Origin of the sequence: Streptomyces sp. NBC_00005 (assembly GCF_045160215.1) — a bacterium.
Taxonomy (GTDB): Bacteria; Actinomycetota; Actinomycetes; order Streptomycetales; family Streptomycetaceae; genus Streptomyces.
The window spans coordinates 2870324-2884310 of the sequence record NZ_CP108316.1 but is presented as its reverse complement, the minus strand read 5'-3'; the positions used below and the strand labels follow the sequence as shown (position 1 = coordinate 2884310).

General features: G+C 74.5%; 6 protein-coding genes. All 6 read right to left on the bottom strand.

The features are described 5' to 3' along the window. Positions 1 to 33: 33 nt before the first annotated feature. On the bottom strand, positions 34 to 1962 hold the full coding sequence (locus OG303_RS13500; RefSeq protein WP_405868206.1) for an Hsp70 family protein: 1929 nt from the start codon (positions 1960 to 1962) through the stop codon (positions 34 to 36). Further along, positions 1959 to 4103, bottom strand: a complete 2145-nt coding sequence (locus OG303_RS13495; protein ID WP_405868204.1) for an Hsp70 family protein — start codon at positions 4101 to 4103, stop codon at positions 1959 to 1961. Before OG303_RS13495 ends, OG303_RS13500 begins: the two co-directional genes overlap by 4 nt. Further along, positions 4100 to 4570, bottom strand: coding sequence for a nucleotide exchange factor GrpE (locus OG303_RS13490; RefSeq protein WP_405868202.1), 471 nt, complete (start codon positions 4568 to 4570; stop codon positions 4100 to 4102). The genes OG303_RS13495 and OG303_RS13490 overlap by 4 nt, the downstream gene beginning before the upstream one ends. Positions 4571 to 4739: 169 nt before the next feature. Beyond that, complete coding sequence (locus OG303_RS13485; protein WP_405868200.1) at positions 4740 to 5078, bottom strand: hypothetical protein; 339 nt, start codon at positions 5076 to 5078, stop codon at positions 4740 to 4742. Next, a complete protein-coding gene (locus OG303_RS13480) occupies positions 5075 to 10825 on the bottom strand; it encodes a CHAT domain-containing protein (protein WP_405868198.1) in 5751 nt (1916 codons plus the stop codon). Before OG303_RS13480 ends, OG303_RS13485 begins: the two co-directional genes overlap by 4 nt. Then, positions 10825 to 13959: a tetratricopeptide repeat protein gene (locus OG303_RS13475; protein WP_405868196.1), complete on the bottom strand. Its 3135-nt coding sequence runs from the start codon at positions 13957 to 13959 to the stop codon at positions 10825 to 10827. Before OG303_RS13475 ends, OG303_RS13480 begins: the two co-directional genes overlap by 1 nt. Positions 13960 to 13987 lie beyond the last annotated feature (28 nt).

Here is a 13987-nt window from a genome sequence, read left to right as displayed (position 1 = left end):
AGGGTCCGGCGCTCCTGCGATCTGCCGGGCTCCTCAGCGGGGGACGCCGCCTCTGTCCCGGTGGTTCCTGCCGCGACGGCTGATTCGCTCCAACAGGGCCTGTGCGGGCTGGTGTTCGGGGTTCCAGGTCAGAGACTGCTGCAGCGCGTCGACGGCGTCGTCGCGCCGCCCGCGTCCGTCGAGCCGCTCCGCGTGCCGGAAGGTGCGCTCGGCGAGCAGCTCGCGCACCCGGGCGTTGGTGGGGTCGTGGCCGTAGGCACAGCGCAGCCAGCGCTCGGCGTCGGTGAAGTGCTCGGGCGAGAAGTCGGCCATGGCCGCCGCACTGTGCACGGCGATCATCGCGTCCAGCACATCCGCCCCCGACGTCCCGTCCCTGGCGGCCTGCCATGCGGCATGCGCGGTCTGCACCGCCTCCTCGTACCGCCCCTCCGTCAGCAGATCCCGCGCCAGGGCCAGCCGCCGCACGGCCTTGAGGTCGGCCCAGTGCTCGGAGTCGGCGGTCTCGGCGGGTTCGGCGGTCTCGGTGGCTGCTTCTGTTCCTGCCGAGCTGGTCGCGGGGGGCGGGGGGCCGGTGGTTGGGCTTGTCATTTCTGAGGCCTGCGCCCCAGGCACCCGCTGCGTTCCCGGCGCCCCAGGCACCCCCGGCCCCTCCGCCCCCGTCGTCTCCAGTGAGTCGAGCAGTGCCCGTGCCTCCGACAGGATCGTGTCCAGCAGTGCCCTGGCCTCCCCGAGCCGGCCGTTTTCCGCCAACTGGCGTGCCAGGGCGACGTCCAGGGGTACGCCCGGGCCGGACGGCGGTGACGACGGTGCCGCCTCGGGTGCGGGCGGCGACAGCAGGGTGACCGACAGGCGTGGGGCGTCCGACAGGGTGTCGTCGGAGGTGTCCGGGGGTTCCACGGCCAGCCCCTCCAGGGCCGAGGGCGGAATGCCGGCGAGCTGCGAGGCGTGCAGGAGCGCGCCCGTGGCGAGCAGGTCGTCCGGGGCCCGGACCAGGTCGCGGCCCAGCCCCCGCACCCCCGCCCTGACCGCTTCGAGACGGGTTCCGCCGCCCACCAGGAGCAGGGTGTCGACGTCCCGCCGGTCCATCCCCGACTGTTCGAGCAGCGTGCCCGCGCGAGCGACGGTACGGCGCACATGGCGTTCCAGGTATTCCTCCAACACCTCGCGGTCGAACTGCAGTTGGGCGGGTATGCCACCGCCCAGGTCCAGTTCGAGGAGCCCGTCGCCGACGCCCTCGGACGCGGAGAGCTCCTCCCGGATGAGCTCTACCCGCGCCCGCAGCCGCAGCCAGTCCGTCTCGTCCAGGCGGTCCGGGTTCGCCCGGCGCCGGGCCGCCCGCAGCATGCCGGTCAGCGCCGCGTCGTCGAACGCCCGCCCCCCGGTCGACGACGCCGACTCGTGGCCCAGCGCCCGGTACCGCTCCCGCGCCCCGCGCACCAGCCCGAGCTCGAACCCGCCGTACCCCAGCCCGTAGACGAGGCACGTCGTGCTGCCCCGCCCCTCCGTGTGCCCGACGACCGCGGCCATGGCGTCCCCGATCAGCCGCACCGAGTCGAGCCCCGCCGCCCGCGCCGCGTCCAGCAACGCCGTCCGCTGCGCCGACCCGTAGCTCACGGGGACGCTGACGACGGTCAGCGTGACCCGACCGCCGGCCTCCGCCTCGGCCCGCTCCCGCACCTCCCGCAGCAGCCCGGTCGCCACCTCCTCCGGCGCCGTCGGCACCCCGCCGACCAGGACCGGCCGGCCGCTGCCCAGACGGCTCTTGAGGCTCGGGAACTCCACCGGCAGCGGTCCGGCCACCGACGGCTCGCACAGCAGGAACGGCCGGCGCGCGCCGGACAGCGCGAACCGCCGCACCGGCCCACCGGGCCGGCCGAACGCCGCCCGCAGACCCGTACTGCCGAAGTCGAGCCCGAGCCCCAGCTCGTGCCCCTGCCCGTCCGGGCTGCGCGCCGCGGTCACGTGTCCGCCGCGTCGTCGGGGACCCGCAGGATCCCGTCGAAGCGTTCCGTGTCGCGCAGCGCCGAGACGCGGCGCGCGTCGTACGCCTGCGCCACCAGGTTGGCGAGGTTGCGGGCCTGCTGGGCGGCCATCAGGCGGTTGCCCTCGGCGTGCGCCTGCTTCACATAGCCGACCGCCTCGTTGATCAGCCCCGCCGTCTCCGGGGGCGCCCCGTCCGCGGCCTCCTCGGCGTGCAGGAACTGACTGGCGTACCCGCAGTTGTGGTACATGTCGTCGACCAGCAGCTCGGTGAGCCGCTTGTACTCGCCGCTCTCGCCCTGCCGGAGCACCTGCTCGGCCTGCTGCAGGTCCCGGCGCACCTTCATCGCCTGCAGGTCCTCGACGAAACCGCCGTAGCGCTGCAGGAACTTCTCCGCGTCCCGCTTGGCCCACTCCAGGCGCTGGCGCAGCGTCGCGCTGTCCGGTTCGAAGGTCGGGGCGGGCGGCTGGGTGCGGGGCTTCTCGCGCTTGGGCCGGGCCGACAGCATCCGCATGTCGGTGCCGGGCACGTTGATCGACACCGTGATGGTGCGGTCGGCGTCGTAGTTGAACGACACCTCGACGCGCTGGTTGAGTTCGATCTCCTGCTCCAGCTCGAACTCCACGACGCCCTGCTCTTCGTTCTTGCTCGCCACCGGGCTGTTGCCCTCGTACACCGGCACCCGGATGACGCGGGTGTCGGTCGCCTGGAACACCTTGGTGCACGGCTCCGGCAGCGGATACGCCCTGCCGCTCTCGATGATCGGCACGAACACGTCGCGCTGCGAGCCCCGCACGGCGGCGATGCCCATGGCGAAGCCGGTCACCTCGTACAGGCCCGTCGAGCCCACCGCGCGGCCGCTCGCCAGGCTCGTGCCGCAGGCCGAACAGGTCTGCGCCGCCTCGTCGTTGACGGTCCGGCAGTCCCCGGCCGGGCACTCCACCCCGTCCAGCGTCCCGGCCAGGATGCCCGCGCCGAGCGCCACGCACTCCATGGGGTTGATGCTGCGGCGGACCTTCTCCCGGCCGAAGAACGCCTCCACCGACTCGTACACCGAACGCGTCAGCGTCCCGCCGCCGACCAGCAGTACGTCCGTGATCTGCGCGGTGGTCAGCCCGTCCTGCTCCAGGGTCTCGCGGACCAGGCCCATGGTGCGCTGCACCAGCGGGTCCGTCAGCTCCCTGAACTCGGCCTGGGTGAGCGGCATGTAGACGTCGACGACCACGCCGTCGCCGCGGAACCCGGCCGGGATGTTGATGACGGTCTCGGGCATGTCGTTGAGTTCCCGCTTGGCCTGCTCCGCGTACTTCTTCGCGGTGAACCGGAACTGCTTGTCGTCGGACGGGTCGATGCCGCACTCCTGCTTGACCCACTCGGCGATCCGCTCCACGACCGCCAGGTCGAAGTCGTCGCCGCCCAGCCAGTCGTCGCCCGAGAACTTCCGCACCGCGAACTGGGCTGTTCCGTCACGGCCCTTGGTCGAGTCCAGGACCGAGATGTCGAACGTGCCCCCGCCCAGGTCGTAGACGAGGATGCGGCTGCGCTCCCCGTCCCGCTTCTCCATGCCGAAGGCGATCGCGGCCGCCGTCGGCTCGTCGATGATCTTCTTGACGGTGATGCCGGCGATCTCCGCCGCCTCCCGCGTGGCGGCCCGCTGCGCGTCACCGAAGTGCGCCGGGACCGTGATCACAGCGTGCGTCACGTCCTCGTTGAGAGTGCGCGAGGCGTCCTTGACCAGCTTGCCGAGGATCGCGCTGGAGACCTCCGCCGGAGTGGTGGTGCGGCCGCCGAACACCACATGGGCGCGCGGGTCGTCGTCCTTGCCCGGCACGATCCCGTAGTTGAGCTTCTCCCGGGCCCGGGCCACCTTGACGTCCGTGAAGTCGCGGCCCATCAGCCGCTTCACCGACAGGACGGTGTCCTGGGGCTGCCGGTCCGCCCAGTTGAGCGCGTGCTGCCCGACGAGCAGGGACTCGGAGCCCTCCCGGCGCATCATCCCGACCACCGACGGCGTCAGGTTGCTCGCCTCGCCGTTGCGGACGACCTGCGTCTCACCGCGGTCCGGGTCGTAGCGCGCGACCACACTGTTGGTGGTGCCGAGGTCGATCCCGATTGCTGTCATTCCTGCTCCCCCTTGTGTTCGTTCCCGCTCAACTGCCCATTCCCGGCGACCTGTTCGGCGTCCGGTACGGCGACCACCACGCGGGCCGGCCGCAGCACCCGGCCGCCGTGGCCGTACCCGCGCTGCAGCACCTGGACGACCTCGTCCTCGGCGGCCGACGCGGACGGCCGCACCTCGACCACGTGGTGGGTCGCCGGGTCCGCGGGCTCGCCGGTGACGCCGATCGGTTCCAGGCCCTCGCCGCGCAACGCGGTCTCGAAGCGCTCGGCGATCAGCCCCAGGCTGCCGTGGTACGCCTCGCCGTCCCGCACCGGCCCGTCGGCCAGCAGCCGGTCGAAGTCGTCGAGCGTGTCGGCGCACAGCAGCAACAGCCGCTCCAGGTGCGCCCGATGGGCGGCCTCGCGCGCCGCGAGCTCCCTGGCGTGGTCGTAGCCGAGCCGGGCGGCCGACGTGTCGTGTTCGGTCATCGGACTCCTCGGCAGGTCGGACGTACTCGGCGCCGGTTTCTGCAGCGCCCCCGAAGGGGCGCGGGGCCGCATCGCTGTGCGGCTCCGCCGCGGGGCGCGACCGGCCACGACGGCCGCGCAGACGATCGACGACAGGACCACACCCCGCGCACCTCCCGCGGAGCGCCCCTCACCGGTCGAACCGGATCAGATCGTCCAGCAGCCGGGCCGCCCACACCGGAGGCGGTCCGGCGGGCCGCGCCGGATCCTCGGTCCCGGCCGGCGCCTCCTCGTCGCCGGGCCCGTCGCCGACGTCGTACAGGAACAGGTCGGCGAGCAGTCGGCGGCGCGTGCTGCGCAGGTCGTTCCACGCCTGCTGGGTGAGGGGCGACATCAGCCCCCGGGCCTGCAGTTCGAAGGACACGTCCTGCATCTCTTCGTGTGCCGTCCACGGTGTGACGCCCACCGGGGCCAGTGCCGCGTAGGGCGGCGTCCGGCCCGGGCCGCCGGCCGGATCCTCGATCATCATGCGTCGTCCTCCTCGTGCCCCGGGCCCCGCAGGGTGTCGCGCCATTGATGAACCGCGTCCAGCAGGACGCCGCGGATCCGCTCCGAGGACGGATCGGTACGGGCCGCGCGGATCAGCAGGTGCACGGCCCGCAGCGGGTCGCCGTCCTGTTGCAGCGCCTGCCGCGCACGCTCCGCCAGGTTCCCTGCCAGCGCGCCGAGATCGGTCTCGTTGCCCGGCTCCTCGTGGGAGATCGCCCGCATCAGCTCGGCCAGTCCGTCGATGCCGATCCGGGCGGCCACCAGCCGCTCCAATGCGTTCAGCGACTCGTGGAGCGTCTCCCGGTAGTTGTGCGCCAGCTCCTGCCGAAGTCCGGTGTGCAGCAGGCCGATCGCCTCCTCCAGCAGCCCCAACTGCTCCACCGGATCGGCGGTGCGCTCGTCGAGCGTGTACACCAGGGCCCGGACGAGGTTGCCGCGGGCGTGGCCCGACTCCGGGTTCAGCTCCAGGGCCCGCCGCAGGTCGGCCTCGGCGGCCGGCAGGTCCAGCGGCAGGCCGTACCGCGCGCGTGAGGAGGCGCGCCACACGCCGCGCATCGACAGCACCAGCGACAGCTGGGCGTCCACCTGGCCCGCCAGATCGCGGGCGAGCGGCTGCAGCACCGGCTTGACCTGCTCGGCCAGCGCCACCGCCTCGTCCAGGGCGGCGTCCCGCTGTTCGGCGAGCGCGTCGATCAGCGCCTCGATACGCCCCAACACCATTTGTACGACCGCCCAGTTGGTGCGTGCTTCCATGCCGGCTCTCTTCGACGCCCGCACCGCCTGCGACCAGTGCGCCAGCGCCCGGTCCAGCCCGCCGGAGCCGCTGGTGAGCGCGCCCTGCGCGAGGGAGAGCCGGGCGTGCACGGCGAGCGCCGCACCGTCCTGCACGAACCGGGCGTGCCGCCGCGGCAGTCGGAGATAGGCCGGGTCACGGCGCACGAAGCCCTGGCAATGGCCGCAGTCCTGGAGGTGCGTCTCCGGCTCCGCGCCTGGGCCCGCGCAGTCCTCGGGAAGTCCGGCCAGCGCGGGCAGCACGGGCAGCGCCGCGAGCCCCTCCTCGAAGCGGTGTGCCTCGGCGAGCGCGTACGCGCCGGACAGCGCGGAGAACGCCCAGCGCAGTTTGCGCACGGCGAACTCGCCGGGATCCTGGCCCTGTTGGGCGGCCGCGCTCAGCTCGGCGACCCGCTCGGCCAACGGCACCTCGAGCCGCAGCATGTGCAGGTACTGGGGCCCGCAGGCGAGCGCGACGGCCGTGCCCGGCACCGTCGGCAGCCCGCCGACCTCCTTGAGGACCCGCGCCCCGCCGAGCTCCGCCTCGAACAGCGCCGTCAACCGCCGGTAGGCCTCGGCCTGTTCGGGCCGGTCCTGGTCGGTGTGGGTCTCCTCGCCCGCGGCCAGCCGGTCGGACAGACGCAGGCTGAGGTCCCGGCGCAGCCTCGCCAGGTCGTCGAGCGACACGGCCCGCTGGTAGCAGCTCGCGCGTTCGGTGCGCCAGCCGTCCCAGTAGCCCTCGTCGCTCAGCACCGCGGCCCAGTACGCGAGCGCCTCCTCCCAGGCCCGCACCGCGTGCTCCCAGGCGCCGCTGTGCTCCAGCTCCCGCGCCTGCCACAGCCGGGCCACGGCCAGCCCGTGCACCACCGCCATGTCGCCCGGCGCGGACGCCAGCCGCTCCTTCCAGGCCGCCACGGCCGCGTCCCGGCCCCGGGCGAGCAGGAGCAGCAGCGGGGCGTCCTTCGGGAACCGCTCGCACAGCGCCTCCAGGGGGTCGGGCCCGTCGTCCGGCGCGAGGTGCGCCACTGCCTCGCGGACCGCGGCCGGGGCGTGCCACCGGTACAGCAGCGCGTCCAGCTCCAGCCGCCGCGCGGGCACCCGCAGCCGGTCCCAGGCCACCCGCTCCGGCCAGGTCCACCTGGTGTCCTCGCGCTCCATCAGCGTGAACGACACCTCGTTCACCACGTCCATCGCCGAGCCGGGGCCCACACCCGCGTCCCGCAGGGCCAGATACGGGAACGTCTCGTCCCGTAGCGCGAACGGATCCGCCACCAGCGGTTCGCCGATCGCCCCGTCGACCCAGGCCAGGCGCAGCACCCCGCGCAGGCGCACCGCCTGCGCCCGGGCCCCCTCGTGCTCGCCGGCCGCCCGCTCGTAGGCCTCGGCGGCCGCCGCGAACCGGCCCTGCTCCTCCAGCAGCCGGCCTTCGCCGTGGGCGAGTCGCGCCTCGGCGTCCCGGTACGGCCCGCTCGCGCGGAAGGCGTCCACGGCCCGGTGCCAGTCCCGCCGGGCCTCCGTCAGCCGGCCCCGCGCATAGGCGGCCACCCGGGGCGCGTCGGCGTGCGAGCGGAGCGCGTCCGCGCTGCGGCACGCCTCCTCCCAGTCGCCCTCGGCCTCGGCGAGCCGGGCACGCGCGTACTGGGCGCGCACCGTGGTGTCCGCGAAACCGCCGTCGTCGGCGAAGGCGTCGGCCAGCTTCGTGTACGCCTCCCGGACGGCACGCCACTGCTCGGCGCTCCCGGCGACCGCCTCCGCGACCCGCGCCTCGGCGTACCGGGTGCGCGGCGCCACGTCGGCGTGGCTCTCCGCGAGCTCCCGGTAGGCGGCGAGGGCCTCCTCCCACACCCCGTCGCGCTCGTGCAGCCGCGCCAGGACATAGCCGTGCAGCAGCGCGAACTCCTCGTCGTCCTCGGCGAACGGCTCGAACAGGCCCCGGGCCCGCTCCAGTTCGGCCAGGCTCAGCGCGTGCAGCCCCGTCGCCTTGCGGCGAAGCAGCCCCACCGCCCCGTCCAGGGCCTCGTCCGGTACGTCGTCCAGGTGGCCGAGCACCGAGGTCCAGGTGTCCGGCCTGGCCGCGTCCTGCTGTTCGGCGACCCGGGCGCGCGCGTACTTGCGCCGGTGGCCGACGTCGCCCTCCGCGTGGCTGTCCGGCAGCCCCCCGAAGTCCTCCACGACGGCCTTCCAGTCGCCGCGCGCGGCGGCGGCCCGGCCCTGCGCGTACAGCCGCAGCGCGGCGGACGGCTCCGGGAAGTCGTGGATACGGTCCGGCACGTCGGCGAAGTGCTCCTGGGCCGCGTCCCACGCCTCGCACAGCGCCGAGGCCCGGCCGAGGGCGTACTGCCGCCGGGCGGGAGCGTCGGGGTGCAGGGCGTCGGCGTACGCCTCGGCTGCCGCGGTCCACTCCCCGTCCGCCTCCGCCACCCGGCCCTCGGCGAACCGGCGCTGCGACAGCGTGTCCTCGTACGTGTCCGGCAGCAGCTGCAGGCACTCCAGTGCCCGCGCCCAGTCACCCGACTCCGCGGCGACGCCCGCACCTTCGCGCACCCGCTCCCGCAACTCCGGCAGCCAGGACCCGGGATCGGGCAGGTCGCCCGCCAACGCGACTGCAGAATCCGCGACTTGGGGCTCCGGATCAGCGACGGCGACACCACCCGCCGCCGGGGCGTGCAGCGCTTCGGGAGCCGCCTCATCGGTCGGCACGCTCAGCTCGGCGGCCGCCTGCATCGACGCCAGTGCCTCGGGCCAGGCACCCGCCTTGGCGGCCGCGCGGCCACGGGCGTACAGGGCCCGCAGACCGGCGTCGTCGAAGCCGTCGGCCGCGGAGAACCGCTCGGCCGCCTCCTCCCACCGCTCCTGCCCCTCGGCGACGCGCGCGGCGGCGTAGGCGAGCCAGCACGGGAGGCCGGGGGAGTGGGGGCGCGGGGGCCGCGGGTGTCCGTTCGTGTGGCCGGCCGGCACGTCCTGCCGTACGTCCGGAGGCGTCGCGCCAGTGCTTGCGTACCGCGTGGTGGCGTCCTCGAACGCGCTGTGGGCCGTCCTCCAGTCGCCGGCCCCGGCGGCTGCCCGGCCTCGACTGTAGGCCGCGCGGGCCGCCGCGTCGTGCAGCTGCGGGCAGCGGCCGTAGGCGTCCGCCGCGGTGGGCCAGTCGCCGGCCCCCTCTGCGGTACGGCCGTGCACGTACGCCGTGCCCGCCAGCGCCGGACCGTGGTCGCGCCGCAGGCCGAGGGCCCGACCGTAGGCGGTGGACGCGAGGGCCCAGTCGCCCGCGGCGCACGCCGCGTCCGCGCTTGCGCAGGCGTCGGCCAGCGTCAGTTCCTCGGCGGCGGCGTCGCGCAGCCGTACGGTGTCGCCGAACCCGGCGGGCCGCTCGGTGAGAACCTGCTCGCACAGCGCGAGGGCCCCGGCCCAGTCCGCCTCCCCTTCGGCCGCGTGCGCCTGCTTCAGCAGCCCGGTGAGCCGGGAGAGGTCCAGCACCTCCTTGTCCAGGACGGGCACCCAGGCCCGCTCGCCGTGCGGCAGCGCGGCCCGGACACCGAGCAGCGCGTTCTGCGCCGCCGACGTCTCCTCCGCGGCGAGCAGCTCGCACAGGACCTGCACCTTCGCCCAGGCCAGCTCGTACGCGGACTCCTCCCGCAGCAGTTCCTGCTCCTTGCGGAACAGCTGGGTGTCGGTGGCGAGGATGCTGCGCACGTCCTCCCATTCCCTGCACAGCCGCTGGAAGCGGGCCGCCTCGATCAGCTGACCCGAATTGACGTCCCCGATCGGGTTGTTGAAGGCCTTGAGCGCCTCGGCGCCCTCCCGCAGCGGATCGTGCGCGGCGTGCTCGCCGTCGCGCACCCCGCGCACCTTGAACAGCCAGCCGTGCCGGCACTCCTCGTGCAGGAACAGCGCCGGGGTCGCCCACTCGGTGGTGGTGTGCCCGGACTGGTAGGAGATGGCGCGGCGGGCATACGCCATCGCCTCGTCGATCGTCTGGTTGGCCGCGATCTTCTTCAGCAGCGCGGGCCCGAACAGCCCCGCCGACCGGTCGCTCACCCGCCCGTGCATCGCCACCACGGCCGGCACCCCGCCCCCGATCAGCGCCTGGGCGAGCCCCGACAACGGCTCCGTGTGCGAACTGTCCGCCCCCGAACAGAGGTTGAGCACCGCCAGGCGCAGCCGGGGCGCCCGCAGCAGCATGCCGCTGAGCAGGTCGGCGGGCACGTGGTCGATGCCGCCGTCCGGTGTCTCGAGGTGCACCATGCCCTTGCCGAGCTCGGTGTCGTACGAACCGTGGGCGATCAGCAGGACGGCCGTGGGCAGGTCCGAGCGCTCGCCCAGCGCGGTCTCCAGACGCTCGCGGGTGGCCGACCGCACCAATGTCGTCTCCACCGCGACCTGCGGCAACTCCCGTAACAGATAGGCGACTTCACTCTCGCCCACCGGTAGTACCTCGCTTTCGGGCGAGGCGTGCACGACCAGGAGGCGGATCTTGCTCGGCGCGTCCTCCGGCTCGGGCAGCCGTCTGCCGATCGGCCCGCCGGGCAGCGACCGCACCAGCGACAGACTGTCGTGCAGCGCCGTCGCCTGCCCGGGTTCGGCGGCGGGCGCGCACAGCGCCTCCAGCGGCAGCGAACGCAGCGCCGGCGGCAGGTCGAAGCGCAGCCGCAGCCCGCGCGCGGGCTGCATGCGCCGCACCTGCGCGTGCGCCGTGCTCAGGCACGTTGCGGCCCGCTGGGCCAGCAGCAGACCGAAGACGTCCCGGCCCAGGTCACGCAGCCGGGACGCGGGATCCTGGTCTCCCAGGGGCGCGAGGCCGAGCTCGGCCTCGATCAGCTGCTCCAGGCGCTCGCGGTACGCCTCGGGCCGGTCGCCCACCGCCAGTACCTCGGCGGCACCGCCGGCTCCGCTCACCGTCAGCACATGACGTTGCGGGCCGACCGGGCGCACCCGGAAACGCAGTTCCTCGTACTCCATCACTCCGGCAGTCCCCCGATCCGCCCCTGTTCCAACTCCGAGTGAACCAGGGCGAGATCGGCTTCCACCAGATCTCGTAGCTGAGAGAGCTCAGGATCCCCGGGAAAGTGCGCCAACGCGGCCGTGACGCGGTCCAGCGCCTCCTGCAGCCTGTTCCTGGACCCCACGAGGCTTCCCGACCACCGCATCCGTGCCCCGAGGATGCGCAGGACGACGCCCAGGTTGGCCTGGGCCCGATGCAGATGAGGGTTGAGCTCGACCGCGCGGCGCAGATCGGCGGCCGGGCCCTCCAGCCGGTCCATGTCACGGTTGGCCTGCGCGATGCCACGGTCGGTCAGGACCCGCGCCAACTGCCCCTTCAGGCGGTCGTGTTGGCCCTCACCGAGCTGTGCGTAGGCGGCCTCAAGCGTTGCCCCCGCGGCGTCGATGTCACCGGCCCGGTGCAAGGCCTTGGCCGCACCGAGCGCCGTGTCGGCCACGATCCCCTCGACCTCCGCGCCCTGCCCGATGGCCCGGGCGTGCACGAGAGCCTTCTGCCAACTCGCCGCGGCTCTACGGACATCGGGACCGGCGGGCGTCAGGGCGGCCCGCCCCTGCGCGAGCCGCGCCGCCAGCGCGAGCGCCCGCCCGTCCCGCATCAGCAGGTTGTGCTTGTCACCCTGTCCGGCGTACGCGGGGTTACGGGCGTCGAAGTGGACACAGTCCCGGTCGCAGACCGCGGCACGGTCACGACGTGGCCGGGAGGACCCGGCGCGGGTCGGCCCGGGCTCGGCGGAGTGGCCCGGTGCCTGGTCGTGGGCGGAGGAGCCGTTCGCCTGCTCACCCGTGGGCTGCTTGCTCCCCCCGCGCGCGCGGCAACTCGGGCAGCGCAGGCCCGACAGGGCGGCGAGCGCGTCCGCGGGACGGTCGAGGCGGAGCAGGGCCTGGCCGAAACCGAGGTGGGAGAAGGCCTGGCGCAGGGCCGGTGCCGCGTCGCCGGCCGCCCCGACGAACGCGCCCAACTCCGGTTCCCTGCCCAGCTCCACGATCCGCAGAGGCCCGCAGACCAGGGGCACGGAACTGGTCGCGAGCGGCAGCCCTCCGGCCTCCGCCAGCAGTCGCGCCGCCTCGATCTCGCGGTGCAGCAGCGCCTCGGGAGAGACCTGGTCGCCGGCGTCGTTCTCGGGCATCAGGCCCTCGAGCCCGGACTGCACATCGGCACGGAGCGTGGCGAGAGCCTTCTCGTCGACGGCCACTCCGTACCGCTCCGCCGCCTCGACCCGCCGCCGCTCCCAGAAGCCGGCGTCGTGCAACAGCCCACCCCACAGCGCGACACACCGCGCCCAGCCACGGGCCACGCCCTCACCACCGTCACCGAACCCACCACCGCCAGCCCGCCCCGCGTCGGTTCCACGGCTTGCGCTGCCTACACCTACGCCACCGCCGGTGAAGCCGAACCCGGCCGAGCCGCCAGTCGTGTCGCCTGTGGCGCCGGGTTCGGCGGGCCGACTCTGCCGAGCTGCGGTGGCGGTGCCAACTGCGTTGGGTGCACTGTCTGGTTGGGTTGCGCTGTGTGTGGCGCTCGCGCCGGGCGCGCCTGTCGTGTGGCCGGGCTGGGCCGCGTCGCTTGTGCCGGCCGTGAGGCTGGATCCCGCCGTGCTGGTGGTGTCGGCTTCGCCGGGCCTGTGGTCTGGTTGGGACGCGCTATTTGTGGCATCTGCGCCGGGTGCGCCGACCGTATGGTCGGACCCGGCCGTGCCGCCGTTGCCGTAGGCATCGCGTCCGCCGGGCGTACCGCTCGCGTCGGCCGTCCGGCCCGCCTCGTGCACACCGCTCGCGCTGCCTGTGCCGGGCAGGTCGGCCGTACGGTCGAACTCGGCTGCGCCGCTCGTGCCGACCGAGCCGCCGACCCCGGCCGTCCCGTTCGCGTCGGCTCCGCCAGGGCTGCCGCCTGGCGTGGTCGGATTGCTTGCGTTGCCCGTGGCGCCCGCGCCGGGCCTGACGCCGACCTCGGCCGTTCCGTGCGCCCTGCCTCCGCTGGGCCTCCCGCCCGGTGTGGTCGCACTGCTTGCGTCGCCCGTACTGCCTGCTCCGACTGCCCCGCCCGTGCCCGTACCCGCTGCCCCACCCGTGCCCCCCGTCGGTGTGAGCGCGTGCCAGGCCATCACCGCCATGGTGTGGGCGAGGTGGCGGTCGGTGGGGGCGGAGCGTGATGCGTTGGCGAGTACCGCGAGGCCGTCCTCGCGGCGCCCGCTCAGGCACAGGGCGACCGCATGGGGGAGTGCGAACTCGCGCTCACCCGGGTCGAGTTGACGCGCCCGGTCGAGCAGGGCAACGGCTCGGCTCCAGTCCCCGGCCGCCCGCGAGCGACCCTCCGGCCCGGTGGCCCCGCCGCGCCCCATGGCGGACCGCGCGGCCGCGCCCAGCCGCCGGGCGACATCACGCGCGGTGGCGCCCGACAAAGCGGCCAGCACCCAGCGGGCCTCCGCGTCCAGGGCACCGGCGCGCTCCGCGGACCGTAAGTCGGCGAGCGCGTCCGCGGGGCGCCCGAGCCGTACGCGGACGTAGGCGCGCTGGACGAGCCCCGGCCCGTCCCCCGCCCACCGCTCCACGACCTCCGTGAACCTCAACTCGGCCAGTTCGTAAGCACCTTGGTGATGTGCGGCCTGGTGGGCGGCGGAGCAGCCCAGCCAGTACAGCGGGTCCCGGTCCACCGGACGCAACCGCGCGGCCCGCCGGAACTCCTTCTCGGCCCGCCCCGGTTCCCCCGCGTCGAGCAACAGCCGCCCCAGCCCGACATGCGCCCGGGCGGCCAGCCGGTCGGGCGAGGCATCGGGGCCGGGGTCGGAGTCGGGACCATGCGTGGCACCGTCGGGATGCGATGCGCCGTCCGCCGCGACGGCGACCACGTCACCTGTCGCACTGTCACTCGCGTCCGCACCGGCACCGGTTGTCGTACCGTCAGCCGTCACCGCACCGTCGCCGGCATCCTCCGTGGGCCCGCCGCCCGCCTCCGCAGTGCCGTCCTCCAGCGGTCCGACCCCCGCCAGCACCGCCCGGAAGGCTCGTCCCGCTCCCGCCAGGTCCCCGGAGGCCAGGAGGGCTTCGCCCTCCTCGCAGTGCCGTCGGGCCCGGTCCAGTTCACTGGGCCGCATCAGGCTCCCAGCCCCCGATCCGTGGTGC